Origin of the sequence: Micromonospora sp. NPDC048830, from assembly GCF_043198215.1 — a bacterium.
Classification (GTDB): domain Bacteria; phylum Actinomycetota; class Actinomycetes; order Mycobacteriales; family Micromonosporaceae; genus Micromonospora.
The window spans coordinates 77,624-102,403 of sequence record NZ_JBICUP010000014.1 but is presented as its reverse complement, the minus strand read 5'-3'; the positions used below and the strand labels follow the sequence as shown (position 1 = coordinate 102,403).

At 73.8% G+C, this 24,780-nt stretch carries 26 protein-coding genes and 1 pseudogene; 19 read left to right on the top strand and 8 right to left on the bottom strand.

Annotated features, from left to right (window positions below):
* Positions 1-104 precede the first annotated feature (104 nt).
* Positions 105-848 (top strand): class I SAM-dependent methyltransferase, encoded by a 744-nt coding sequence (locus ACGFIZ_RS14880; protein WP_393419436.1) that lies wholly within the window; start codon positions 105-107, stop codon positions 846-848.
* An 83-nt stretch (positions 849-931) separates the two neighbouring features.
* Here the strand turns inward: ACGFIZ_RS14880 and ACGFIZ_RS14875 are convergent, their stop codons facing one another.
* A complete protein-coding gene (locus ACGFIZ_RS14875; RefSeq protein ID WP_393419434.1) occupies positions 932-2,323 on the bottom strand; it encodes an MDR family MFS transporter in 1,392 nt (463 codons plus the stop codon).
* A gap of 149 nt (positions 2,324-2,472) precedes the next feature.
* Here ACGFIZ_RS14875 and ACGFIZ_RS14870 point away from each other — a divergent pair, with 149 nt between their 5' ends.
* Positions 2,473-3,240 carry a phosphoglyceromutase gene (locus ACGFIZ_RS14870; RefSeq protein ID WP_393419432.1) on the top strand — a complete coding sequence of 256 codons (768 nt, stop codon included), beginning with the start codon at positions 2,473-2,475 and terminating at the stop codon, positions 3,238-3,240.
* Between the two features lie 46 nt (positions 3,241-3,286).
* On the opposite strand, the gene phoU is transcribed toward ACGFIZ_RS14870, so the two are convergent.
* Entirely contained in the window at positions 3,287-3,940 is a 654-nt protein-coding gene (phoU, locus tag ACGFIZ_RS14865; protein WP_393419431.1) for a phosphate signaling complex protein PhoU, read from the bottom strand.
* 213 nt (positions 3,941-4,153) lie between these two features.
* On the opposite strand from phoU, the gene ACGFIZ_RS14860 reads away from it, so the two are divergent.
* The 3 genes from ACGFIZ_RS14860 to ACGFIZ_RS14850 all read left to right on the top strand — a co-directional run bounded on the left by ACGFIZ_RS14860 (position 4,154) and on the right by ACGFIZ_RS14850 (position 6,872).
* Positions 4,154-5,434 (top strand): sensor histidine kinase, encoded by a 1,281-nt coding sequence (locus ACGFIZ_RS14860; RefSeq protein ID WP_393419429.1) that lies wholly within the window; start codon positions 4,154-4,156, stop codon positions 5,432-5,434.
* Between the two features lie 20 nt (positions 5,435-5,454).
* Entirely contained in the window at positions 5,455-6,138 is a 684-nt protein-coding gene (locus ACGFIZ_RS14855; RefSeq protein ID WP_347670190.1) for a response regulator transcription factor, read from the top strand.
* 173 nt (positions 6,139-6,311) lie between these two features.
* Positions 6,312-6,872, top strand: a complete 561-nt coding sequence (locus ACGFIZ_RS14850) for a TetR/AcrR family transcriptional regulator (RefSeq protein WP_393419427.1) — start codon at positions 6,312-6,314, stop codon at positions 6,870-6,872.
* Between the two features lie 160 nt (positions 6,873-7,032).
* Here the strand turns inward: ACGFIZ_RS14850 and ACGFIZ_RS14845 are convergent, their stop codons facing one another.
* Together ACGFIZ_RS14845 and ACGFIZ_RS14840 are read right to left on the bottom strand one after the other, a co-directional pair.
* Positions 7,033-7,707 (bottom strand): response regulator, encoded by a 675-nt coding sequence (locus ACGFIZ_RS14845; protein ID WP_393419425.1) that lies wholly within the window; start codon positions 7,705-7,707, stop codon positions 7,033-7,035.
* Entirely contained in the window at positions 7,704-9,362 is a 1,659-nt protein-coding gene (locus tag ACGFIZ_RS14840) for an ATP-binding protein (RefSeq protein ID WP_393419423.1), read from the bottom strand. The genes ACGFIZ_RS14845 and ACGFIZ_RS14840 overlap by 4 nt, the downstream gene beginning before the upstream one ends.
* A 99-nt stretch (positions 9,363-9,461) precedes the next feature.
* Here ACGFIZ_RS14840 and ACGFIZ_RS14835 point away from each other — a divergent pair, with 99 nt between their 5' ends.
* The 6 genes from ACGFIZ_RS14835 to ACGFIZ_RS14810 all read left to right on the top strand — a co-directional run bounded on the left by ACGFIZ_RS14835 (position 9,462) and on the right by ACGFIZ_RS14810 (position 14,423).
* Positions 9,462-10,466 carry a tripartite tricarboxylate transporter substrate binding protein gene (locus ACGFIZ_RS14835; RefSeq protein ID WP_347667547.1) on the top strand — a complete coding sequence of 335 codons (1,005 nt, stop codon included), beginning with the start codon at positions 9,462-9,464 and terminating at the stop codon, positions 10,464-10,466.
* Positions 10,467-10,471: 5 nt separating this feature from the next.
* Positions 10,472-11,083 carry a tripartite tricarboxylate transporter TctB family protein gene (locus ACGFIZ_RS14830; RefSeq protein WP_393419421.1) on the top strand — a complete coding sequence of 204 codons (612 nt, stop codon included), beginning with the start codon at positions 10,472-10,474 and terminating at the stop codon, positions 11,081-11,083.
* A complete protein-coding gene (locus ACGFIZ_RS14825) occupies positions 11,083-12,585 on the top strand; it encodes a tripartite tricarboxylate transporter permease (protein ID WP_347667549.1) in 1,503 nt (500 codons plus the stop codon). Before ACGFIZ_RS14830 ends, ACGFIZ_RS14825 begins: the two co-directional genes overlap by 1 nt.
* A 114-nt stretch (positions 12,586-12,699) precedes the next feature.
* Positions 12,700-13,092 carry a universal stress protein gene (locus ACGFIZ_RS14820; RefSeq protein ID WP_393419418.1) on the top strand — a complete coding sequence of 131 codons (393 nt, stop codon included), beginning with the start codon at positions 12,700-12,702 and terminating at the stop codon, positions 13,090-13,092.
* Positions 13,093-14,298 carry an MFS transporter gene (locus ACGFIZ_RS14815; RefSeq protein ID WP_393419416.1) on the top strand — a complete coding sequence of 402 codons (1,206 nt, stop codon included), beginning with the start codon at positions 13,093-13,095 and terminating at the stop codon, positions 14,296-14,298.
* On the top strand, positions 14,295-14,423 hold the full coding sequence (locus ACGFIZ_RS14810; RefSeq protein WP_393419414.1) for a hypothetical protein: 129 nt from the start codon (positions 14,295-14,297) through the stop codon (positions 14,421-14,423). Before ACGFIZ_RS14815 ends, ACGFIZ_RS14810 begins: the two co-directional genes overlap by 4 nt.
* 41 nt (positions 14,424-14,464) lie before the next feature.
* On the opposite strand, the gene ACGFIZ_RS14805 is transcribed toward ACGFIZ_RS14810, so the two are convergent.
* Positions 14,465-15,274: a hypothetical protein gene (locus ACGFIZ_RS14805; RefSeq protein ID WP_393419412.1), complete on the bottom strand. Its 810-nt coding sequence runs from the start codon at positions 15,272-15,274 to the stop codon at positions 14,465-14,467.
* Between the two features lie 74 nt (positions 15,275-15,348).
* On the opposite strand from ACGFIZ_RS14805, the gene ACGFIZ_RS14800 reads away from it, so the two are divergent.
* Positions 15,349-16,293 carry a Ppx/GppA phosphatase family protein gene (locus ACGFIZ_RS14800; protein WP_393419410.1) on the top strand — a complete coding sequence of 315 codons (945 nt, stop codon included), beginning with the start codon at positions 15,349-15,351 and terminating at the stop codon, positions 16,291-16,293.
* A 72-nt stretch (positions 16,294-16,365) separates the two neighbouring features.
* Positions 16,366-17,172, top strand: a complete 807-nt coding sequence (locus tag ACGFIZ_RS14795) for a sugar phosphate isomerase/epimerase family protein (RefSeq protein WP_393419408.1) — start codon at positions 16,366-16,368, stop codon at positions 17,170-17,172.
* Positions 17,173-17,243: 71 nt separating this feature from the next.
* Here ACGFIZ_RS14795 and ACGFIZ_RS14790 read toward each other — a convergent pair whose 3' ends face one another.
* From ACGFIZ_RS14790 to ACGFIZ_RS14780, 3 genes are read right to left on the bottom strand one after another with little or no spacing between them, the layout of a single operon-like run.
* Complete coding sequence (locus tag ACGFIZ_RS14790; protein WP_393419406.1) at positions 17,244-17,813, bottom strand: CGNR zinc finger domain-containing protein; 570 nt, start codon at positions 17,811-17,813, stop codon at positions 17,244-17,246.
* A gap of 19 nt (positions 17,814-17,832) precedes the next feature.
* A complete protein-coding gene (locus ACGFIZ_RS14785; protein WP_393419404.1) occupies positions 17,833-18,999 on the bottom strand; it encodes a glutathionylspermidine synthase family protein in 1,167 nt (388 codons plus the stop codon).
* A gap of 1 nt (position 19,000) precedes the next feature.
* A complete protein-coding gene (locus tag ACGFIZ_RS14780) occupies positions 19,001-19,276 on the bottom strand; it encodes a hypothetical protein (protein WP_393419402.1) in 276 nt (91 codons plus the stop codon).
* 99 nt (positions 19,277-19,375) lie between these two features.
* Between ACGFIZ_RS14780 and ACGFIZ_RS14775 the strand changes: the two genes are divergently transcribed.
* The 6 genes and pseudogenes from ACGFIZ_RS14775 to ACGFIZ_RS14750 all read left to right on the top strand — a co-directional run bounded on the left by ACGFIZ_RS14775 (position 19,376) and on the right by ACGFIZ_RS14750 (position 24,751).
* Positions 19,376-20,296, top strand: a complete 921-nt coding sequence (locus tag ACGFIZ_RS14775; RefSeq protein ID WP_393419400.1) for a proline dehydrogenase family protein — start codon at positions 19,376-19,378, stop codon at positions 20,294-20,296.
* A gap of 16 nt (positions 20,297-20,312) precedes the next feature.
* Positions 20,313-21,767: an efflux RND transporter periplasmic adaptor subunit gene (locus ACGFIZ_RS14770; protein ID WP_393419539.1), complete on the top strand. Its 1,455-nt coding sequence runs from the start codon at positions 20,313-20,315 to the stop codon at positions 21,765-21,767.
* A 41-nt stretch (positions 21,768-21,808) separates the two neighbouring features.
* Positions 21,809-22,714 (top strand): annotated as a pseudogene (locus ACGFIZ_RS14765) (ABC transporter ATP-binding protein); the annotation flags it as partial.
* A 95-nt stretch (positions 22,715-22,809) separates the two neighbouring features.
* A complete protein-coding gene (locus ACGFIZ_RS14760; RefSeq protein ID WP_347667563.1) occupies positions 22,810-23,994 on the top strand; it encodes an ABC transporter permease in 1,185 nt (394 codons plus the stop codon).
* Between the two features lie 224 nt (positions 23,995-24,218).
* Entirely contained in the window at positions 24,219-24,428 is a 210-nt protein-coding gene (locus tag ACGFIZ_RS14755) for a helix-turn-helix domain-containing protein (RefSeq protein ID WP_145773774.1), read from the top strand.
* Between the two features lie 221 nt (positions 24,429-24,649).
* The gene (locus tag ACGFIZ_RS14750; RefSeq protein ID WP_007465623.1) at positions 24,650-24,751 is read left to right on the top strand and encodes a 30S ribosomal protein bS22; all 102 of its coding nucleotides are present in this window, start codon (positions 24,650-24,652) and stop codon (positions 24,749-24,751) included.
* Positions 24,752-24,780: the final 29 nt, after the last annotated feature.

Here is a 24,780-nt window from a genome sequence, read left to right as displayed (position 1 = left end):
CAATCCCGCGGCAGCGGCTCAGTGCGTGGCAGCGGCCGCGTGCGTGCGGCGACGTTCGTCCCTGCTCGTACCCCGGAGCAATCAGACCTGCCAGGATTGGCCGCATGTCTTCTGATCTTGACCGCTCGTCCGGGCCTGCCGGCCAGTCTGTGGCCAGCGACTACGACAGCTTCGCCGAGGCGTACGCGGCCGAGACCGAGTCCAACCTCATCAACGGCTACTACACCCGGCCCGCGATGCTGGACCTGGCTGGCGACGTGGCCGGGCGGCGGATTCTCGACGTCGGCTGCGGAGCCGGCCCCCTGCTCACGGCACTGGGCGAGCGCGGCGCCATCGTGACCGGCATCGAGCCCAGCGCCAAGATGCTGGACCTGGCCCGGCAGCGGCTCGGCGATGGCACGGCCCTGTATCAGGGCGGACTGGGCGGCGATCCGCTGCCGTTCCCCGACGCCGCGTTCGACGATGTCATCGCGTGCCTGGTCCTTCACTACCTCGAGGACTGGCAGGCGCCGCTCGCCGAGTTGCGGCGCGTGCTCGTACCCGGCGGCCGACTCATCGTGGCCGTCAACCACCCCTTCGTCTACCACCTGATCAGGCCCGAAGGCGACTACTTCGCGACCGAACAGTGGTCCGACGAGTGCACCTTCAGCGGCCAGCCCGCCGTGCTGACGTACTGGCACCGACCACTGCACGCGATAACCAGGGAGTTCACCGCAGCCGGCTTCCGGATCGCCGTCGTGAGCGAACCACCTCCCGCACCCGGTGCCCGCGAGGCGTTCCCCGACCTCGTGACCTCCCCCTCGGGGTACATCCTGTGCTTCCTGTTCTTCGTCCTCGAGGCTGCCTAGTGCGACGGCGCGCAACGACCGGGCGAACGTAGGCCTGATCCGGCACCAGGAACCGCCGGGGCGGCGCGCCAGCGTGTCGCCGGTTATCGCGCCCCGGCGGGGGCGACCGGGCGTCGGCCCGGGTCGGTGGCGTCCGGGGCGTACCCAGGGGTGGCCGGCTCGATCGGCGCGGCGGGCGCGCTGGCCGCGACCTCGGCCACCTGCGGCGCCGGGGGCCGCACCTCGCCGACGGGCTCGACCCGCGTGGCGGCCGGGCGCAGCGCGACGGCCCGCCGCTCCCGGGCCGGCCCGGAGACCAGGTGCGCGACGGCGACGAGGGCGCCGACCGCCGCGCAGCCCAGCCAGAGCGTCGCGTTGCCGGCCTGCTGGCGGACCAGGCCGCCGAGGATCGGGGCGGTCGCCCCGGCGATCTGCCAGGACAGCGAGAACACGCCCTGGTACCGGCCCCGCAGGTTTGCGGGGGAGAGCTCCGCGATCAGGGTGGAGTTGGACGGCGAGTTGAGCATCTCGCCGACGGTCCAGATCAGCACGGTCACCGCGTAGAGCCAGGCGGCGTCGGCGAACGCGGTCAGGCCGAAGCCGACGCCCATCACCAGGGCGGCCAGGGCGAGCACGTGCGAGCGGCTGCGCCCCCGGATCAGCCGCGGGACGAAGAGCTGCCCGGCCACGATCAGCACCCCGTTGAGCGCGATGACCGTCCCGTACGTGGTCGGGGCGAGCCCGTCCTCGCCCATCGCGATCGGCAGCATCGAGATGTGCTGGAGGAAGACCAGCGCGGCGAGCAGGTTGAGCGCGACGAAGCCCAGGTAGACCCGGTCGGTGAGGATGGTGCGCAGCGCGCCCCGCGGGCGGACCGCCCCGGCGCCGGCCGGTACGGCCACGGCCGGGGCCCGGGTCTCCGGCACCTTGCGGAAGATGACCGCGGCGGTGACCACGGTGGTGGCCGCGTCGACCACGAAGAGCAGCAGGTAGCTGGCCTCGGCGGCGAGCCCGGCGAGGATCGCCGCGCTGGCGAAGCCGAGGTTGATGGCCCAGTAGTTGAGCGAGAACGCGCGCAGCCGGTCCCGCTCCGGCACCACGTCGATCATCATCGCGCCGAACGCCGGGCGGGCCGCCTCGGCGAACAGGCCGAGCAGCAGCGCCCCGACCGCGACCGCCCAGAGGTCCCGGGCGAAGCCCAGGGTGAGCATCATGCTCGCCGCGCCGAGGTGGGCGGTGAGTAGCGTCGGCCGCCGGCCCCACCGGTCGGTGAGCGTCCCGCCCAGCGTGGTGCCGACCGCCCCGCCGACGCCCCACAGGCCGAGCACCATGCCGGCCTGGAGCTCGTCGAAGCCGCGTTCCTGGGTGAGGTAGATGGCCAGGAAGACCAGGACGAACGAGCCGAGCCGATTGATCAGGGTGCCGGTCCACAGGTACCAGAAGGTTCTCGGTAAGCCGCCGGTGGTGTCCCGGAACCAGCCCCGCATCGTGCGCACGCCCGCCCCCGCTTCGGTAATGACCGATGTATTCCCTATGCCTTACAACCTAATGTCGGGCGGGAACGCCGGTCACCGGCATTTCCACGTGGTGGTCGTCACGACCGGTCCCCGCGTGTCCGCGCGCGGCGTGCGGCAGGATGATCGGCATGACTGCAAGCGAAGGGCCCACCGTCGGGACGCTGGTCCTGCTGCGGCACGGCGAGAGCGACTGGAATGCCAAGAACCTCTTCACCGGCTGGGTCGACGTCGACCTGACCGCCAAGGGGGAGGCCGAGGCTCGGCGCGGCGGCGAGCTGATGCGCGAGCACAACCTGCTGCCGGACGTGGTGCACACGAGCGTCCTGCGCCGGGCGATCCGCACGGCCGAGCTGGCGCTGAGCGCCGCCGACCGGCACTGGATCGCGGTGCGCCGGTCGTGGCGGCTCAACGAGCGGCACTACGGCGCCCTGCAGGGCAAGAACAAGAAGCAGACCCTCGACGAGTACGGCGAGGAGCAGTTCATGCTCTGGCGCCGCTCGTACGACACCCCGCCGCCGCCGATCGACGACAACGACGAGTGGTCGCAGGTCGGCGACCCCCGGTACGCCCTGCTGCCGACCGAACTGATGCCGCGTACCGAGTGCCTCAAGGACGTCGTCGAGCGGATGCTGCCGTACTGGTACGACTCAATCGTGCCGGACATCCTGGCGGGCCGGACGGTGCTGGTCGCCGCGCACGGAAACTCGCTGCGCGCCCTCGTCAAGCACCTCGACCAGATCGGCGACGAGGCGATCGCCAAGCTGAACATCCCGACCGGGATCCCGCTGCGCTACGACCTGGACAGGCACCTGCGCCCGCTCACCCTGGGCGGGACGTACCTGGACCCGGCCGCCGCCAAGGAGGCCGCCGCCGCGGTCGCCAACCAGGGCCGCTGACGCGACGGAGGGCCCCCGCCGCGGCGGGGGCCCTCGCCTCGGGTGCTCAGCCCGCCGACGGGGCGGGCTGCCCGGTGATCAGGTAGACGACGTGCTCACCGCAGTTCACCGCGTGGTCGGCGAACCGCTCGTAGTAGCGGCCGAGCAGGGTGGCGTCGATCGCCGTCTCCACCCCGTACGGCCAGTCGTCGCCGAGCAGCACCCCGAACAGGCTCTTGTGCAGGTCGTCCATGGCGTCGTCGTCGCGGTCCAGTTCGGCGGCGAGGCCGGCGTCCGGCTTGGCCAGCACCGAGCCGATCTTCGCCGCCATCCGGTCCGCGATGCCCGCCATGTCGGTGAAGACCGGCCGCAGCTCCGCCGGGACGGCCGGCGACGGGTGCCGGCGCAGGGCCGTCTTGGCCACGTGGTCCGCCAGGTCGCCCATCCGCTCCAGGTCGGCGGCGACGTGCAGGGCGGTGATCATCGCCCGCAGGTCGGACGCGACCGGGGCCTGCCGGGCGAGCAGGTCGCAGACCCGCTCCTCGACGTGCCGGTACTCCTCGTCGATCTCGGTGTCCCGTTCGATCACGGTCTCGGCGGCCTTGCGGTCCGCGGTGAGCAGGGCGCGGGTCGCCTCGCGCATCGCGGCGCGGACCCCCTCCGCCATGTCCACCAGCAGCTGGCTGACGGTGTGCAGGTCGGCCCGGAACTCGTCGCGCATCATCACGTCCTGTGGTCGGTGGCCGCCGGGCCCGGTCGGTCGGGGCCCGGCGCGGTGGTTGAGCAGGTGTGCGACCACCGTAGGCCGGGGGAGGTGAGCCGAGGTGAACGGCGGTGAACGACGCGGGACCGGAGAGTGAACATTGCCGGAAGCGAGGATGGTTCGTCCCGTTATGGGCGGAGCCAAGGTTAACCATGACCCTACGATCGCCGCGTGGAGTGGGCGGTGACGATGGCGGCGGTCCTGGCCCTGGCGGCCGGGCTGGCCGTGGGGTCGCTGCTGCCCGCCCTCGTGCGGGCGTGGCGACGCCGCGCACCCGGTGGCGGTGGCGGGGCCGGGCTCCGGCTCGGAGCCAAGGGGAGGCCCGCGGTGGTCGACGATCAGCAGGCCGTTCTCTCCGGCCTCGGACGCAGGACGGTGGACTCGCTGCGGGCGGGCGTCGTGGTGCTCGGCCCCGACGACGTGCCCGTCCTCGTCAACCCGGCAGCGCGGGCGATGGGTCTGCTCCGCACCGGACCGACGCCCGGCTCGATGGCCGCGCACCCGTTGATCCGTACCCTCACCGGGCAGGTGCGGCGGACCGGCGTGCGGCGCGAGATCGAGCTGGACCTGCCGCGCAGCCGCGACAACGCCGGCCCGGACCCGCTCGGCGTGCACCTGCGAGCGATGGCGATCGGCGGCGGGTGCGTGGCCGTGGAGGCCGTCGACGTCACCGAGTCGCACCGGCTGGCCCGGGTACGCCGGGACTTCGTGGCCAACGTCAGCCACGAGCTGAAGACGCCCATCGGCGCGCTGCAACTGCTCGCCGAGGCGCTGCTGGACGCCACCGAGCCGGCCGGCGGGGCGCCCGACCTCTCCGAGGACCTGGTCGCCGCACGCCGGTTCGCCGAGCGCATCCAGCACGAGTCGACCCGCCTGGGCCGGCTGGTGCAGGAGCTGCTGGAGCTGACCCGGCTCCAGGGGGCCGAACCGCAGCCCGCGCCGGAGCCGGTCGCCGTGGACTGGGTCGTGGCCGAGGTCGTCGACCGCACCCGCACCACCGCGGCGGCCCGCCGGGTCGAGGTGGTGACCGAGGGGGAGCGCGGCCTGACCGTGTACGGCAGCGACACCCAGATCGCCACGGCGGTGGCGAACCTGGTCGAGAACGCCGTCAACTACTCGGGCGAGGACACCAGGGTCCGGATCACCGCCCGGGCCGACGACGACCACGTGGAGATCGCCGTCGCCGACCAGGGGATCGGCATCGCGCCGACGGACCTCGAACGGGTCTTCGAGCGGTTCTACCGCGCCGACCAGGCCCGTTCCCGGGCCACGGGCGGCACCGGGCTGGGCCTGGCCATCGTCAAACACATCGTGAGCAACCATGGCGGACGGGTCGAGGTGTCGAGCACTCTTGGTGGTGGGTCGACGTTCACCATCCGGTTGCCCGCCCGCACCCCGGACGACCTCCCGCCGACATCGTCGTCCGATTCGATCGAGGCCGGTCCGGCCTGACCGTCATGAAAGGAAATGTGTTGAGCCGCGTTCTGGTGGTCGAGGACGAGGAGTCGTTCTCCGACGCCCTGTCGTACATGCTCCGCAAGGAGGGTTTCGAGGTCTCGGTCGCGGCCACCGGCCCGTCCGCCCTCACCGAGTTCGACCGGGCGGGCGCCGACATCGTGCTGCTCGACCTGATGCTGCCCGAGATGTCCGGCACCGAGGTGTGCCGGCAGCTCCGCCAGCGCTCGCACGTGCCGATCATCATGGTCACCGCGCGGGACAGCGAGATCGACAAGGTGGTCGGCCTGGAGATCGGTGCCGACGACTACGTGACCAAGCCGTACTCGCCCCGGGAGCTTGTCGCCCGGATCCGGGCCGTGCTGCGCCGGCAGAGCACCGAGGCCGCCGAGTCGGGCGCGCCGACGCTGGCCGCCGGCCCGGTGCGGATGGACATCGAGCGGCACGTGGTCACGGTTGACGGGGCCCCCGTGCAGTTGCCGCTGAAGGAGTTCGAGCTGCTGGAGTTGCTGCTGCGCAACGCCGGCCGGGTGCTCACCCGGGGGCAGTTGATCGACCGGGTCTGGGGCGCCGACTACGTGGGCGACACCAAGACCCTGGACGTGCACGTCAAGCGGCTGCGCTCGAAGGTCGAGCCGGAGCCGTCCGCGCCGCGGTTCATCGTCACCGTTCGGGGGCTGGGTTACAAGTTCGAGCCGTGACGGGCTTGATCGCGGTGGGGTGGTCACGGCGGGCCCCACCCCGGTCCGAGGGTGGCCGCCGCGTCTTGATCGACTCGATGTCGGCGACATGGGGGCGTCCGAGCGGTCCGGATGCCGCCATGTCGGCGACATGGCGGCGGATCACCCGACCTGGCTGCGGCGATCGGCCCCGTATGTCCGGCTCCGCGCGGGAGCGCATCCTCGACACCGCGTTCCGGCTCTTCTACGCGTACGGTCCGCGCGGCGTCGGGGTGGACACGGTGATCGCCGAGTCAGGCGTGGCCAAGGCGACGCTCTACAAGCACTTCCCGAGCAAGGACGACCTGGTGCTGGCGTACCTGGACAAGGTCGACCAGGCATGGTTCGGGGCGCTGCGGGCCGCCGCCCGGGACGCCGGCGACGATCCGCGCGAGCAACTCGTCGGCATGTTCGACGCGCTCGTCGGCGCCTGCCGCCGGGAGGGCTACCACGGCTGCGCGTTCCTCAACACCGCCGCCGAGTCGCCCGCCGGCACCCCCGTGCACGCCCGTACGGTCGAACACAAGGACGTGGTCCGAGCGTGGGTGACCGACCTGGCCCGGCGGGCCGGGGCGGCCGACCCGGCGCTGCTGGCCCGGCAACTCACCCTGCTGCTCGACGGCGGCCTGGCCGGCGGGGTGCTCGACGGCGACCCGGCGGTGGCCGAGGCGGCCAAGCGCAGCGCCCGCGCGCTGGTGGACGCCGCGCTCGCCTGAGCTCGCGGACCGCGTCGGTCACCTCGGCGCGGGGCCTCCGACGGGCCCGCGGACGCCACCCGCGGAGCGCCCGGTCGCCGGAGGCGGGGAGGCGTACCGGTTCCGGATCCTGGACGCCTGCGCGCGTCGGGTCCCCGGCCGGCGGCCGACGGTCGTCCGGTCAGGCCACCCAGGCGTAGCGGCGCTCGGGACGGCCGGCCACACCGTACTTCAGCGTCACCTCGGCCCGCCCCGTGTCCGAGAAGTGCTCCAGGTAGCGGCGCGCGCTGACCCGGGAGATGCCCACCCGGTCGGCGCACTCGGCGGCCGAGAGCGTGCCGGCGTGCTGACGCAGGGCGCGCTCCACCAGCTCGGCGGTCTCGGGGCTGAGGCCCCGGGGCAGCGCGGAGGTCGGGATGTGCGCGGCGGTGCGGGAGAGCACCCGGTCGACGTCGGCCTGGTCGCTGACCACCGCGGCGCGCATGGCGTTGCGCCGGGCCGCGTACTGCTCCAACCGGGTCCGCAGCTCGTCGAAGTGGAAGGGCTTGAGCAGGTAGTTGACCGCGCCGTAGCGGACCGCGCGCCGGACCGCCTCGGCCTCCCGCGCCGCGCTGATCACCAGGATGTCGCAGTCGTGCCGGGCGGCGCGCAGCCGGGTCACCACGTCCAGGCCGAACATGTCGGGCAGGTACAGGTCGAGCAGCACCAGGTCGGGACGGAGCTCGTCCACCGCCGCGATCGCCTGCTCGCCGGTGCTCGCCGTGCCGACCACCCGGAAGCCGGGGACGCGCTCGACGAACCCACGGTGGATGCGGGCGACCATGAAGTCGTCGTCGACGACCAGTACGTCGATCATCGGACTCCCTCCAGCGCGGCGGGCGCCGACAGTCGGGCGGTGAACATCGCGCCCTCCTCGGTGTTGCGCACCGCCACCTCGCCGCCGTGGCGCTTGCACACCAGTCGGGTGAGCGCCAGCCCGATGCCGCGCTCGCCGCCCTGCGCCGCCTTCGTGGTGAAGCCGTGGGTGAACACCTCCTGGGCCAGCTCGGGGGCGACCCCCGGCCCGGAGTCCCGGACCACGATCTCGACCGACGAGGCGTCCTGGCGCAGCTCGACCTCCACCCAGGCGGGGCGCTCCGACGGGTCGCCGCCCGCCTCCCGGGCGCCCGCCACCGCCTCGACCGCATTGTCGACCAGGTTGCCGAGCACGGTGGCGACGTCCGCCGACAGCTCCGGCGGCAGCCGGTTCAGCCCGGTCCGCTCGGAGATCCGCAGCTCCACCCGGCGTTCGGCCGCGACGGCCGACTTGGCCATGAGCAGCGCGGCGACCGCCGTGTCGTGGATCCGGCTGGTGACGGTGAGGTCCAGGGACGCGCGGCGCTGGCTCAGCGCGTCGACGTACCGGACCACCTCGTCGTGCTCACCGATCTGGATCAGCCCGGAGATGGTGTGCAGCTGGTTGGCGAACTCGTGGGTCTGCGCGCGCAGCAGCTCGGTGGTGCTGCGGAACGAGCCGAGCTCCTGCTCGAGTCGGGCCAGCTCGGTGCGGTCCCGCAGGGTGGTCACCGAGCCGAGCCGGCGGCCGTCCTTGACCACCGTCATCCGGTTCATCACCAGCACCCGGCCGCCCCGGACGACCACCTCGTCGCGGGCCTCCGCGCTGCCCGTGCCGGCCAGCACGTCCCGCAGCCGCCCGGAGATCCGCAGGTCGGCGAGGCTGCGGCCGAGGCAGTGCTCGGGCAGGTCGAGCAGCCGGCGGCCGACCGCGTTCACCAGGGTGACCCGGTGGTGCGGGTCGAGCGCGATGACCCCCTCGGCGATGCCGTGCAGCAGCGCCTCCCGGTGCTCGGCCAGCCCGGCGATCTCCCGCGGCTCCAGGCCCAGGGTCTGCCGCTTGATCCGCCGGGCCAGCAGCCACGACCCGACCAGCCCGAGCCCGCTGGCGATGCCCAGGTAGGTCAGCAGGTAGGAGGAGGCCCCGACCAGCCGCTGCGACCAGGTCGGCGACGCCTCGCCGACCACCACCACGCCCAGGTGCCGGCCGGCGTTCTTCCTCGTCTCCGTGTCGTCGCCGAGCACCGGCACCTGCGCCACCAGTTGGCGCGACCCGCCGACCTCCAGCTCCCCGAACCAGCTCCGCCCCCGCAGGACGGCGGGGTCGCCGACCGCCAGCGGGCCGCCCACCAGGGTCGGGTCGGTGGAGGTGACCACCCGGCCCCGGTCGTCCGCCACGGTCACCGAGGTCACGCCGGACTGGTTCGCGGTGGTCTGCACCAGGGGGGCGATGAGCTCCCCGGCGCCCGGCTGGCCGAGCGGCTCGCGCAGCAGCGGACTGGCGGCGAGCTGCTCGCCGAGGGCGGCGACCCGGCGCCCCTCGACCCGGTTGAAGGTGGCCGCGGACTGGGCCAGCGACACGGCCGCCACCGCCACCAGCACCACGACGATGATCGCGAGCTGGAGGACGAGCAGTTGCCCGGCGAGCGTACGGCGCCGGGACGTGACCGCGACCACAAAGACCTCAACTTCCGCTGGGAACAGAAGGCAGACGCGGGGCCTGCCGGGAAGCCACTATCTTGCCGCCGGACACCACCGAAACGGAAGAGAAACAAGATGGCAACTCGGAGAAACGCGCTGGTCATGGGCGTTGCCGCCGCCGCGGCGATCGCCCTCGGCGGATGCGGCGCCACCGCCGACAAGAACACCGACGGAGCCGGCGACGGCAAGCCGGTCGCCGGACTGCGGATCATGGTCCCCAACACCCCTGGCGGCGGATACGACACCACCGCCCGGACCGCCGCGAAGGTGATGGAGGACGCGAAGATCGCCACCGGTGTGCAGGTGTTCAACCTGCCGGGCGCGGGCGGCACCGTGGGCCTCCAGCGGACGGTGAACGAGAAGGGCAACGGCAAGCTCGCCATGCAGATGGGCCTGGGCGTCGTCGGTGCCTCGTACACCTCGAAGTCGGCGGCCACACTGACCCAGACCACCCCGCTGGCCAAGATGATCGAGGAGGCCGGCGCCATCGTGGTGCCGAAGGACTCCCCGTACAAGACCATCGGTGACCTGGTCGCGGCCTGGAAGGCGAACCCGAAGGGCCTCGCCGTCGGCGGCGGCTCGTCGCCCGGCGGCCCGGACCACCTGCTGCCGATGCAGCTCGCGAAGACCGTCGGCATCGACCCCCGCCAGGTCAACTTCGTCTCGTACGACGGCGGCGGCGAGCTGCTGCCGGCCCTGCTCGGCAACAAGGTGGCCTTCGGCGCCAGCGGCTTCGGCGAGTTCCTCGACCAGGTCGAGGCCGGCCAGCTCCGCGTCCTCGCGGTCACCAGCGAGGCCCCGATCGAGGCGCTCAAGGACGTTCCGACGCTCAAGGCGTCCGGCATCGACCTGGTGTTCACCAACTGGCGCGGGATCGTCGCCCCGCCCGGCATCAGCGAGGCGGACAAGAAGGTCTGGATCGACGTGCTGACGAAGATGCACGACTCCGCCGAGTGGAAGGCCGAGCTGGCCAAGCGCGGCTGGACCGACGCGTTCGTCACCGGCGACGCCTTCGGCACGTTCCTCACCGAGCAGGACAAGACGGTGGCCGAACTGCTCAAGCAGCTCGGGTTGGCGTGACCGGGATGACGACCCGACCGGGCCGGGGCGGCGAGGCGCCGCCCCGACCGTACCCCGAAGACGAGTCGGACCGGCCGGTGGACGTGCCGCCGGCCGGCCCCGCGGAACCGGCGGCGGCGACGGAGCCGGCCCGGCACACCGACCGCGCCCAGTACGGCGTCTGCGCGTTCCTGGCCCTCGTCGGCGGTTTTGTCATCGTCGAGGCGACGCGCATCGGGCACGCGGTGAACGCCGCCGACCCGATCGGCCCGAAGCCGGTGCCGATCCTGCTCGGCGTGCTGCTGCTCATCGTCGCGGCGATCTACGCGGTGGACGTGTACCGGGGCGGCGTCGGCGAGCCGGAGGCCGGCGAGGACGTCGACCTGACCACCCCGATCGACTGGCGGACCGTGCTCCTGCTGATCGGCGCGTTCCTGGTCAACGCCGTGCTCATCGACCGGCTCGGCTGGGTGATCAGCGGGACCATCCTCTTCTGGGGGTCCGCGTACGCGCTGGGCAACCGCCACTACGTCCGGAACCTGCTGATCGCCGTCGCGCTGTCGCTGGTCACGTTCTACACGTTCGCCATCGGGCTCGGGGTCAACCTGCCCGCCGGCGTGCTGCAAGGGATCCTGTGATGGACAACCTGGGCAATCTGCTCGACGGGTTCGCCAACGTGGTGACCCCGATGAATCTGCTGATCGCGCTGCTCGGCGTGACCATCGGCACCGCCGTCGGCGTGCTGCCGGGCATCGGGCCGGCGATGACGGTGGCGCTGCTGCTGCCCGTCACCTACGGGATGGAGCCCACCCAGGCATTCATCATGTTCGCCGGGATCTTCTACGGCGGCATGTACGGCGGCTCGACCACCTCGATCCTGCTCAACACCCCCGGCGAGTCGTCGTCGGTGGTGACCGCGATCGAGGGCAACAAGATGGCGAAGGCGGGCCGCGCCGCCCAGGCCCTGGCCACCGCCGCGATCGGCTCGTTCGTCGCCGGCACCATCGCCACCCTGGCCCTCGTCCTGGTCATGCCGCCGGTGGTGGCGTTCGCGGTCAGCCTCGGCGCGCCGGACTACCTCGCGCTGATGCTGCTGTCGTTCATCGCGGTGACCGCGGTGCTCGGCGCGTCCCGGGTGCGTGGCTTCGCCTCGCTGCTGATCGGCCTGGTCATCGGCGTGATCGGGATCGACCAGACCGGCCAGCAGCGGCTCACCTTCGGCATCCCGCAGCTCGCCGACGGCATCGACGTGGTCGTGGTGGCGGTCGGCATCTTCGCCGTCGGCGAGGCGTTGTGGATCGCCGCGCACCTGCGCCGCAAGGCGGGCGAGGTGATCCCGGTCGGCCAGCCGTGGATGGGCAAGCAGGACTGGAAGCGGTCGTGGAAGCCGTGGCTGCGCGGCACCGCGTACGGGTTCCCGTTCGGCGCGCTGCCGGCGGGCGGGGCGGAGATCCCGACCTTCCTGTCGTACGCGACGGAGAAGAAGCTCTCCAAGCACAAGGAGGAGTTCGGCCGGGGCGCGATCGAGGGCGTCGCCGGGCCGGAGGCGGCCAACAACGCCTCCGCCGCGGGCACGCTGGTGCCGATGCTGGCCATCGGCCTGCCCACCAACGCCACCGCCGCGGTGATGCTGGCCGCCTTCCAGCAGTACGGCATCCAGCCCGGCCCGCTGCTGTTCACGCGGGAGTCCACCCTCGTCTGGACGCTGATCGCCAGCCTCTTCGTCGGCAACCTGCTGCTGCTGGTGCTCAACCTGCCGCTCGCCCCAGCCTGGGCGCGCCTGCTGCGGATCCCGCGCCCGTACCTCTACGCCGGGATCATCTTCTTCGCGACGATGGGCGCGTACGCGGTCAACGCCCAGCCGTTCGACCTGTTCCTGCTGCTCACCCTCGGCCTGCTCGGCTTCGGCATGCGCCGCTTCGGCCTGCCGGTCCTGCCGCTGATCGTGGGCCTCATCCTCGGCCCGCGCGCCGAGTTGCAGGGGCGGCGTGCGTTGCAGCTCTCCGGCGGTGAGCTGCACGGCCTGATCGGCGGATGGGTGTCCTGGCTGATCTACGCCACGATCGTGATCGCGCTGCTCTGGCCGCTGCTCCGCCGGTTCGTCGTACGTCCCCTTCGGGAGAGGCTGGTGACAGCGTGAGCGCGAGGAGTGAGCCGATCTTGCGAGCCCCGCAGTCGCGAATTGAGGTGACAGCGTGAGCGCGAGGAGTGAGCCGATCTTGCGAGCCCCGCAGTCGCGAATAGAGGTGGCACTGTGACCGTGCTGGTGGGTTACGTGCCCTCGGCCCTCGGTGAGGCCGCCCTGCGGGCGGCGATCGAGCAGGCGAGGTTCCGCGACGAGCCGCTGCTGGTGGTGAACACCTCGCGCGGGGACGCCTACGTGGACCCGCGGTTGGTCCAGGACCACGACCTGGACCGGGTGGCCCGCGAACTGACCGCCGCCGGGGTGCCGCACACGATCCGGCAGCTGGTGCGGGGGCGGGACGCCGCCGAGGAGATCGTCGACATCGTCGAGGCGGAGGACGTGTCGCTCGTGGTGATCGGCATCCGGCACCGCACTCCCGTGGGCAAGCTGATCATGGGATCGGCCGCGCAGGAGATCCTGCTCCGGGTGCCCTGCCCGGTGCTCGCGGTGAAGGCCGACTGAGTGGCGCTCGGGGGCTCGGGAATCCCCGGGCGCGGCCAGACCGCGCTGCTGCTCACGCACACCATCGTGGTGCAGGCGGTCACCTTCATGCTCCGGCCCGCGTCCGCGTACCGGGCGTTGGAGCTGGACGTGCCAGGGGCCTGGCTGGGCGTGCTCGGGGCCAGCTTCGCCGTCGTACCGCTGGTGTCGGCCGTGCCCAGCGGACACGCCGTGGACCGGTTCGGCGAGCGCCGGGTGGCGCTCGCCGGGTCGGTCCTGCTCGCCGCCGCCGGCCTCGGCTTCGTGCTGCTCGCCGGCTCGGTGGCCGGCCTGGTGGTGGCCAGCATGCTGCTCGGCACCGCCCATCTCTGCGCGGTGGTGGCGCAGCAGGCCCTCGTCGCCAACCGCACCCCGGCCGACCGGTACGACGCGGCGTTCGGCTACTACACCTTCGCCGCCTCGCTGGGCCAGGCGCTCGGCCCCGGTCTGATCGTGGTCTTCGGCGGGGACCGCCCGATCCCCGACACCCGGGCGATCTTCCTCGGCGCCACCGCGCTCGCCCTGCCGCTGCTGGTGGCCGCCGCGTTCCTCCGCCCGTCCGGGCACCACCACGCCGCCGCCGGGCCGGGCGGCGGCGGGATGCGCGACCTGCTCCGCCAGCCGGGGCTGGTACGTGCCCTCACGGTCAGCTGCGTCGTCCTGGCGGCGGTCGACATCACCCTGGTCTACCTGCCCGCCCTCGGCGCCGAACGCGGCATCGCCGCCGGCGCGATCGGCGTGCTGCTCGGGCTGCGGGCGGTCGCCTCGATGGCGTCCCGGCTGGGGCTCGGCCGGCTGGTCGCGGTGTTCGGTCGGCGGGCGCTGCTCATCGGCACCGTCGCGCTCTCCGCGGCCGGGCTGGCGGTGCTGCTGCCGCCGCTGCCGTTCTGGGCGATGGCCGTGGTCGTCACCGTCGCCGGTCTCGGGCTCGGCGCCGGTCAGCCGCTGACCATGTCGTTCCTCGCCGAGGCCGCGCCGCCCGGGCTGCGCGGCCGGGCGATGTCCCTGCGGCTCACCGGCAACCGGCTCGGCCAGGTGCTGATCCCCAGCGCCGCGGGTGTGCTGGCGGCCGGCGCCGGGGCGGCCGGGGTGCTCGCCTGCACCGCGGCGGGACTGGCCGGCGCGGCGGTCGCCGCCACCGGCCTGCACCGGTCGCCGCCCGCGGATCCCGAAACCAACCCCGCATGAGAGGACCCACCACCATGGAGACCCCCACCACCGCCGACCTCTACCCGGTGTTCTTCGGCAACTGCGTCTTCACGCCCGGGGCGGAGGTGTACAGCGACGACGACGGCATCGTCGTCCTGCCCTAGGCCGGGCGGGCGTGGGTCCTGCCCTAGACCGGGGGGGGGGCTCAGCCCTCGGTGGCCGGGTGGGGGGCGATCTGGCCCTGGCGCAGCCGCGCCGCGCACAGGGCGGCCAGCCTCTCGTACGCGGGGGCGCCGATCAGCGCCGTCAGCTCCGGGCCGTACGAGACGTACATCGGCTCGGCGCCGACGTGCGCGTCCGTCGACGAGGTGCACCACCAGTCCAGGTCGTGCCCGCCGGCGCCCCAGCCCCGCCGGTCGAACTCCGACAGCGTGGACACCAGCACCTTCGTGTTGTCCGGCCGCTTCTGCCAGTCCTGGTCGCGCCGGATCGGCAGCTGCCAGCACACGTCCGGCTTGTACTCCAGCGGGTGCGCCCCGTCGCGCAGCGCCTGGGCGTGCAGGGCGCAGCCGGCCCCGCCCGGGAAGCCGGCCTCGTTGAGGAAGACGCACGGGGCGTCGACGTCCCGGGTGGCGGTGCGCCGGGCCGGGGTCTTGCCGTCGACGGTGTCGTTCTCGGTCCAGTTCTTGAACCCGCGCCGGTAGTGCTGCCAGGTCTCGGGGGTCAGCCGCTTCACCGCGGCCCGGACCCGCTTCTCGTCGTCGGAGTCGGTGAAGAACGCCCCGTGCGAGCAGCAGCCGTCGGCCGCCCGGCCGGCGACGATGCCGTGGCACCCCCTGCCGAACAGGCACGTCCACCGGGACAGCAGCCAGGTCAGGTCCGCCCGGACGACATGCTTCTCGTCGGCCGGGTCGACGAACTCGATCCACTCCCGGGGGAAGTCCAGCTCCACCTCGCGGCTGCGCGGATCGTCGGGGTCGTCCACCAGCACCCGCAGCTCAATCTGGCCCGTCACCCGGCCCAGCGTACGCCCGGTGCCGGGCTCCCACCGGCGAGCCGCCCATTCGGCGAGGCCCTAGTGTCGTCACCATGCGGCTGGGGGTTCTCGACGTCGGTTCGAACACGGTGCACCTGCTGGTGGTCGACGCGCACCACGGGGCGCACCCGTGGCCGGCGCACTCGGAGAAGGTCGTGCTCCGGCTGGCCGAGCAGATCGGCCCGGACGGCGCGCTCACCGAGGCGGGCGCGGAGAGCCTGGTCGGGGCGGTCGGCGAGGCCCGGGAGGCGGCCACCGGCCTGGCCGTGGACGACCTGCTGGCGTTCGCCACCTCCGCCGTGCGGGACGCCACCAACGCCGGTGAGGTGCTGGCCCGGGTGCGCGAGGAGACCGGCGTACGGCTGGAGGTGCTCTCCGGCGCGGACGAGGCGCGGATGACGTTCCTCGCCGTGCGGCGGTGGTTCGGCTGGTCGGCGGGGCGGCTGCTGGCGCTGGACATCGGCGGCGGGTCGCTGGAGATCGCGGCGGGCATCGACGAGGAGCCGGACGTCGCCGTGTCGCTGCCGCTCGGCGCCGGGCGGCTGAGCCGGGAGCGGCTCCGGGTCGACCCGGCCGGCGCCGTGCCGCCGTCGGCCGAGGCCGTGGAGGAGCTGCGGGCGTACGTCGACGAGCTGCTCGACCCGGTGGTCGGGAAGATGGCCGACGTGGGCTGGGAACGCCCGGTCGCCACCTCGAAGACGTTCCGCACGCTGGCCCGGCTGGCCGGGGCGGCCCCGTCCCGGGCGGGGCTGTGGGCCCGGCGCAGCCTCACCCGCGACGGCCTGCGACAGGTGCTCGGTTTCGTCCGGCACATCCCGCCGCGGCAGCTGCCGGAGCTGGAGGGGGTGAGCGCCGGGCGTGCCCACCAGCTGCTGGCCGGCGCGCTGGTCGCCGAGGCGGTCATGCGCCGACTCGACCTGACGTCGCTGGACATCTGCCCCTGGGCGCTGCGCGAGGGGGTCATCCTGCGCCGGCTGGATCAGCTCGAATCGATGTGATTCCGAGGCGTTACGGGGGTTTTGCGACTGCTCGTCACGATGCCGCACCGCGGGCGGGCTACCCTGGCAGGTGTGACTTCCCGCGTCCCGGTGCTCCTGTCCACGTCCTCGGTCTTTCCTGAGCGGACCGCGGCGGCGTTCCAGATGGCCGCGGCGGTCGGCTACGACGGCGTGGAGGTGATGGTCTGGACGGACGCCGTCAGCCAGGACGCCGGCGCGCTGCGCGGGCTGGCCGGGCACTACGACGTGCCGGTGCTCTCCGTCCACGCGCCGTGCCTGCTGGTCACCCAGCGGGTGTGGAGCCCCGACCCGTGGGAGCGGCTGCGGAAGGCGGCCGAGCTGGCGGAGACCCTCGAGGCGCCCACCGTCGTGGTGCACCCGCCGTTCACCTGGCAGCGCGACTACGCCCGCAACTTCTCCGAGGGGCTGGACCGGATCGCGGGGCAGTTCCCCGGGCTGCGCTTCGCGGTGGAGAACATGTACCCGGTGCGGATGGCCGGCCGCCAGTTCGTCCCGTACGTCCCGGGCTGGGACCCGACCGAGACCGGCTACCCGGCGTACACGCTCGACCTGTCGCACTGCGCGGCGTCGCACACCGACTCGATGGAGATGGCCGACCGGATGGGCGACCGCCTGGCCCACGTGCACCTGGGCGACGGCACGGGCGAGGGGCGCGACGAGCACCTGGTGCCCGGGCGCGGCACCCAGCCCTGCGCCGAGTTGCTGCGCTCGCTGGCCGGGCGCGGCTTCGCCGGCTCGGTCGCGGTCGAGGTGACCACGCGGGGCGCGCGGAGCCGCGCCGTGCGCGAGGCCGACCTGCGCGAGGCCCTGGAGTTCGCCCGCGCCAACCTCACCGCACCCTCCCCGGTCGACGCCTGAGCGCCGGTACGCGCCCAGCGCGCCGACCGGGTGGACGGGGTCAGCTGACCGACGTCAGCGAGTCGGGCCGGTCAGCTGACCGACGTCAGCGACTCGGCCGGGGCGGCGGCCTGCTCGCCCACGGCCGCGCGCTTGCGCGCGCGATGCGCGGCCACGTGCGAGCGGGTGGCGCAGCGCTCCGAGCAGAACCGCCGGCAGCAGTTGGACGAGGTGTCCAGGTAGACGTTGCCGCAGCGCTCGTCGGCGCAGACCCCGAACCGGGCGCTGCCGTACTCGCAGAGCCACACCGACAGGCCCCACACCGCGCCCGCCAGGTACTCCGCGCTCACCGACGCGCCCCGACTGGTCACGTGCATGTGCCAGTCGCTGGAGTCGTGCCCCGAGATGCGCGGTTGCACCGGGTACGCCTCCAGCAGCGCGTTCAGCTCGGCCACCGCCTGGGCGTCCCGCCCCGAGGTGCCGTACTCGAAGACGTCGCGCAGGCGCTTCTGCGCGCGCCGGAAGATCGCCAGGTCCCGCTCCGCCACCTCGTCGCGCATCCACGCGTTGTCGTCGGGGATGAGGGCACGCAGGTCGTCGAGGCCGTCCAGCCGGGCGTTGACCAGGTCGACGCCGGTCCGGGCGTACGCGTCGAAGTTCACGCCCTCAACGGTAGACGACTCAGGGGATTCGCGGCGCGTCGATGTAGTGCGGCAGGAACCGCGAGTAGCCGTCGGTGATGAGGTTCCGGCTCTCCCGCACCCCCGCGCCGGCGGACTCGCCGTCGACGATCCAGCTGCCCAGCACCGCCCGGTTGCCGGCGAACTCCGGCAGGGCCCGGAACTCCTGGTAGCAGAAGCCCTCCTCGCCGTAGATGCCCGGATTGGCGATCTCCCCGCCGCCGGTGACGATCCGCACCGAGGCGCCCTCCCGGCCCAGCAGCGGCTTGGCCACGTACTCGGTCATCCCGCGCGGCGAGTCCAGGTACGCCGGCAGCAGGTACTCGTGCCCCGGGTACAGCTCCCAGAGCACGGCCAGCAGCGCCTTGTTCGACAGCAGCAGCTTCCAGGCCGGCTCGATCCAGGTGGTCGGGGTGCCCGGGTCCAGCGCCAGCGGCCCGTACGGCTCCGCCAGCATCCACTCCCAGGGATAGAGCTTGAAGCAGGTGGTGACGGGCCGGTCCGCGGCGTCGACGAAGCGCCGGCCGTCCCAGCCGATGTGCTGGATCGGCAGCAGCTCGGCCGGGAGCCCGGCCTGCCGGGCCGTCTCGGCCAGGTAGCCGGCGGTGATCTGGTCCTCGCCCGACTCCTCCTCGTTCGACCAGACCACGTGCACCTGCTTCTCGTGCAGCTCCCGGCCGATCCTCGCCCAGGCGGCGACGAGGCGCTCGTGCAGGCTGTTCCACTGGTCCGCCTCGGGGCGGGTCTCCTCCAGCCAGTACCACTGGACGATGCTCGCCTCGACCAGCGAGGTGGGGGTGTCGGCGTTGTACTCCAGCAGCTTGGGCGGCCAGCTGCCGTCGTACCAGAGGTCGAAGCGGCCGTAGAGGGTCGGCGGCTCCTCGCGCAGCGACCGGGCCACCGCCTCGGCCGCCCAGGCGGGGATGCCGAACTCGGCGTACCGGTTGCGGGCGACGACGTGCGCGGCGGCGGCGAGCGACATCCGGTGCAGCTCCTCCGTCGCCTCCTCCAGCCGGAGCACCTCGTCCAGCTCGAAGGCGTACGCCGCCGTCTCGTCCCAGTACGACATGACCTCGCCGTCGGGCAGCTCGGTGTCGATGTACACCAGGCCCTGGGAGCGGACGGCGGCGTCCCAGCCGGGGCGCGGGGTGACCGCCTCGCGCCGCACGTCAGCCCCCGCAGGAGGCGAGGTGGGTGCCGAAGCCGCCGCGCTCGGGCACGACCCTGGCGGCCGGCCGCGGTTCGGTGCGCGGGGCGTCGCCGACGGCGGGCACCCGCATGGCCAGCGCGACCGTCCCGCCGCCGCCGACCGGGCCGAGCGCGCAGTCGTCGTCATCGTCGTCGTCGGATGTCATGTTGCAGCCGGAGAGGGCGAGCGCCAGCGCGGTCAGCGCGCCGAGCTGCACGGTGGCCGAGCGGAGCCGGCGTCGGGGGTGTCGTTCCACGACATCGTTGTAGCGGACGGGCGCCACGCCCGCCGCCCCGGGCCGGTGAGCGCCGCCGCCCCCCGGCGCGGGGGCGCGCCCGGGCGTTACGCTCGGCTCATGCTCCGTTCCGTCATCCTCGCCGCCTCCCGGTCGTCCCAGGTCGAGCGGCTCATCGCGACGGCGCCCTTCACCCGGGACGTCGTCCGCCGGTTCGTCGCCGGCGCGGGCACCGACGACGCGTTGCGCGCGACCCGCGAACTCGTCGCCGACGGTCTCGCCGTCAGCCTCGACAACCTCGGCGAGGACACCGGCACCCCCGAGCAGGCCACCGCCGCCCGGGACGAGTACCTGAAGGCGCTGCGGCTGCTCTCCGCCGCCGGGCTCGCCCCGGCCGCCGAGGTCAGCGTGAAGCTCTCCGCGCTCGGCCAGCTGTTCGACGAGCAGCTCGCGTACGTCAACGCGCGCGCGATCTGCGCGGCGGCGGACGCGGCGGGCACCACGGTCACCCTGGACATGGAGGACCACACCACCACCGACTCGACCCTGGACATCCTGGCCAAGCTGCGCCAGGACTACCCGGCGACCGGGGCGGTGCTCCAGGCGTACCTGCGGCGGACCGAGTCGGACTGCCGCGAGCTGGCCACGGCCGGTTCCCGGGTGCGGCTGTGCAAGGGCGCGTACAAGGAGCCGGAGTCCGTGGCGTACCAGTCCGCCCGCGAGGTGGACAAGTCGTACGTCCGGTGCATGAACATCCTGATGTCCGGCGACGGGTACCCGATGCTGGCCACCCACGACCCGCGCCTGATCGCCATCGGCGAGGACCGGGCCCGCTGGTTCGACCGGGCGCCGGACCGCTTCGAGTTCCAGATGCTGTACGGCATCCGGCCGGAGGAGCAGGCCCGGCTGGTCGGCGAGGGCTACGCCGTGCGGGTCTACCTGCCGTACGGCACCGACTGGTACGGCTACCTGATGCGCCGGCTCGCCGAGCGCCCCGCCAACCTGGCCTTCTTCGGCCGGGCGCTGATGTCGAGGAAGTAGGCCCTGGTGCCATAGCATCGGTGCGGTGCGTCGCACCGACCAGCCGCGGCTGCGCGCAGCCACGCGGCCCCGCCTGCTCACCGCCCTGATCGCCGTCACCGTCCTCACCGGCACCACCGCCGCCGCCTGCGGCGACGAGAAATCCCCCGTCGCCTCGGCCGCCGCGCAGCGGTCCACGGTCACCGAGGTGGTCGACGCCCCGGCGACGGTCACCGCCCGGGCCGCCGCCACGCTCACTGCCCCCGCCGACGGCACCCTGGCCAACCTGCGCGCCCAGCCCGGCCAGCGGGTCAAGCGCGGCCAGGTGCTCGCGGTGGTCGACTCGCCGTCCGCGCGGGAGCGGCTGCGCCAGGCGCGGGAGGCGCTGGCCGCTGCGAAGCGGGCCGGGCGCGGGATCTCCGTCGGCGACCTGGGCGGCAGCCGGCGGGGCACCGACCGGGCCGCCACCGAGGCGTTCGACGCGGCGCAGGCCGCCGCCGAGAAGGTCAGCGACCCGAGGCTGCGCGAGGCGCTGCTGGCCCAGGTGCGCTCCGCCCGCAAGCAGTATGCCGCCGCCGCGCGGGCCGCCGACGAGGCCGTCCGGGCGGTGCAGCGGGGGATCGGCGGGCTGAGCTCCGCCGTCGGCGCGCTGTCCGCCGCGCAGCGGGTCCAGGCCCAGCAGGCGTACGACCTGGCGAAGGCGGCCGTCGACGCGCTGACGCTGCGCGCCCCGATCGCCGGGGTGGTGCAGCCCGGCGGCACCCGGGCGGCCTCCGGCGTCCCGCCCGAGGCCCTGGCGGGGCTGCTCGGCCAGTCCGGCGGCGCGGCGGCCGGGATCGACCCGTCCGCGCTCGCCCCCGCCCAGGGCGGCCCGCCGCCGGGCGTGGACGACGCGGTGTCCGTCGGCGGCCGGGTGACCGCCGGTACGCCGATCCTCACCATCGTGGACACCGGCGCGCTGGGCCTGCTCGCCGAGGTCGACGAGACCGACGTCCTGCTGGTCCGTTCCGGCCTCGCCGCCACGGTCGAGCTGGACGCGGTGACCGGCGCGACGTACGAGGCGACCGTCCGTTCGGTGGACGTGCTGCCGACCACCTCGGCGCGCGGCGGCGTCTCGTACCGGGTGCGGCTGGCCCTCGGCCCCGGCCGGCTCGGCGGGGTCGGGGCCGAAAGCGGGGCCGGGGCCGAGAACGGGGCTGCGGCCGAGGGCGGAGCCGAGGCCGCCCCGACGCCCCGGCCGGGCATGAACGCCATCGTCCACCTGCGGGTCCGGGAGGCGGCCGACGCCGTCACCGTCCCCGCCTCGGCGGTGTTCTCCGCCGACGGTCGGGACGCCGTCTGGGTGGTCCGGGACGGCCGCGCCGAGCGGGCGGCGGTGACCGTGGGCGTCCAGGGGCAGGACCTGGTGCAGATCCTGGGCGGGGTGGCGGCCGGCGAGCGGGTGGTGGTGCGCGGCACCGACCAGGTCCGCGCCGGCCAGGAGGTCCGGTGAGCCGGAGGAGGGACCGGCTGACGGCCTCCCTGAGGGGCGCGATGGCCGGCGAGTCCGACGAGGCCGGGTCGGGCCGCCCGGCGATCGAGGCGATCGATGTCTCGCGCACGTACGAGCTGGACGGCGTGTCCGTGCCGGCGCTGCGCGGGGTGTCGCTCACCATCGCGCCGGGCGAGTACGTGGCCGTGGTCGGGCCGTCCGGCTCCGGCAAGTCGACGCTGATGCACCTGCTCGGCGGGCTGGACCGGCCGACCGGCGGCCGGCTGGTGATCGGCGGCCGGGACGTCGGCTCGCTCACCGCCCCCGAGTTGGCGGCGCTGCGCAACCGGACCATCGGGTTCGTCTTCCAGGCGTTCCACCTGTTGCCGCGCACCTCGGCGGTGGACAACGTGGCGCTGCCGCTGGTCTACCGGGGCGTCGGCGCCCGGCAGCGGCGGCAGCGGGCGGCGGCCGTGCTGGGCCGGGTGGGCCTGGGGCACCGGCTGGAACACCGGCCCAACCAGCTCTCCGGTGGCGAGCAGCAGCGGGTGGCGATCGCCCGCGCACTGGTCACCGACCCGGCGGTGCTGCTGGCCGACGAGCCCACCGGCAACCTGGACAGCGCCACCGGGGAGGCGGTGCTGGCCCTGCTGGAGGAGTTGAACGCCGAGGCCGGGGTGGCGCTGGTGATGGTGACCCACGACCAGGAGGTGGCCGCCCGAGCCCGGCGCCGGATCGCCGTACGCGACGGGGCCGTGGTCTCGGACGAGACGGCGTCACCCGCGTCGAACACGACGGCGGGCACGACCCATGATCGACCGCCGTCGGGCGCGTCCGGGGGACCTGACACACTGGTGCCCGCTCCCAGCGCGGAGCCCCGGTCCGCGTCCGGAAGCGACCCGGGGCACCCGCCCGGTGGCTCCGGTGGCGCCGCCGGAGCCACCGGGCGCCTTCCGCGCCTGGCGGAGCCCAGGTCGGGCACCTCGACGGGCAACATCCGGGCCGTAGGGCCGGGCGACGAGGGCAGCACGGGCCGGGACGACGAGCAGGCCGGGGGCCGGCCGTGAGGGTGGCCGAGGCGTGGCGGGTGGCGTGGGACGCGCTGCGCGCCAACCGGATGCGCAGCGCCCTCACCATGCTCGGGGTGATCATCGGGGTGGCCTCGGTGGTCGTGCTGGTCGCCGTCGGCACCGGCGCGAAGCGGGAGGTCGAACAGCAGGTCGAGGGCCTCGGCTCCAACCTGCTGGTGGTGGTCCCCGGGCGGCTGGAGTTCGGGGCCGCCCCGGCGGTGTCCCGGCTGTCGCTGGCCGACGTGGACGCGGTGGGTCGCGTGGTCGGCGACCCGGGCCGGGTGGCGGTCACGGTCACCTCGGGCGAGACCGTCCGGGCCGGCAACCGGGCCGACTTCACCACCGTCCAGGGGGTGCTGGAGAGCACCCCGAGGGTGTTCACCCGCTCGGTGGGCCGGGGCGCCTACCTCACCGCCTCCGACGTGGACACCAGCCGCCGGGTCGCCGTGCTCGGCGCCGCCGTGGCGGACGCCCTGTTCCCCGACCGGGACCCGATCGGCCAGCAGGTCACCATCGCCGGGGTGCGGTTCCGGGTGATCGGCGTCTTCGCCCCACTGGGCCAGAGCCTCGGCGTCGACCGGGACGACGAGGTGCACATCCCGGTCACGGCGGCGCACCGGCTCTACGGCACGCAGCGGATCGACGGCATCGCCGTCAAGGCCCCGGACCGGGAGCGGATCGGCGAACTGGGCGACCGGATCGTCGCCGAGCTGACCCGGCGCCACCCGGACGCCGAGTTCAGCGCCGTCACCCAGCAGCAGATCCTCGGCGTGCTCGGCGACATCCTCGGGGTGCTCACCGGCGTGCTGGCCGCCATCGCCGGGATCTCGCTGCTGGTCGGCGGGGTCGGCGTCTCCAACATCATGCTGGTCTCGGTCCGGGAACGGACCCGGGAGATCGGGCTGCGCAAGGCGGTCGGCGCCCGCCCCCGGGACATCGGCGTGCAGTTCCTGCTGGAGGCGGTGCTGCTGACCACGGTCGGTGGGGTGACCGGCATGGCCCTGGGCGTCGGCGCGGCGCTGCTGGTGGCGGCCCTGTCCCCGGTCCCGGCGGCGGTCACGTGGTGGTCCCTCGCGCTGGCGTTCGGCGTCTCGGCGGCGGTCGGCATCGTGTTCGGGGTGGTGCCCGCCCAGCGGGCCGGCCGGCTGGACCCGGTGGTGGCGCTGCGCGCCGAGTGAGCGGGGACAGCCACGGGCCGTAATTGGGATACTCGGCGCAAGACGGCGCATATTTCCAGGTCACGGGCACGGAAACTACCCGTCGGGGCATGATCAGTTGTACGAAGGGATCGCGCCGGTAACAACCGTCCCGCTACCGTACTGGTAACACGCGCGTAGCCGGTCGGGGCGGGAGCATCCCGTCCGCGGGGCACGCGCCGGGCATGGGATGGGGTCGGTGAGCCATGGCCGGGTCGCAGTCCGACGGTCGGCTGTCGGAGGTCAAGTTCCTGACCGTCGCCGAGGTGGCGGCGGTCATGCGGGTGTCGAAGATGACGGTCTACCGTCTCGTGCACAGCGGCGAGCTGACCGCCGTGCGGGTCGGCCGCTCGTTCCGGGTGCCCGAGCACGCGGTGCACGAGTATCTCCGGGGTGCCTTTCAGGAGACCGCCTGACCCGGGCCCGGCGAGCCGGCAGAGCGCGACGTAACGGGCATCGACGGGGGCGCGTTGGTCCCGCCGAAGCTCTCCCGCTACCCTGATACTCCGACCGTGACCGCACACCGGTGCGCCCGCCGCCCGCCAGCTGGTCCGGTCCGTTGTCCGCAAGCGGTCGTCGACGCCACGGCGTGGTGTCACCCGGTCCGCCCCGCACGTTTGCATCGAAAGGCTGTCGTATGGGCTCGGTGGTCAAGAAGCGCCGCAAGCGCATGGCTAAGAAGAAGCACCGCAAGCTGCTGCGCAAGACCCGCGTCCAGCGTCGCCGTCTCGGCAAGTGACCGGGGCCGGGCCCGCCCGGCACCTGAGT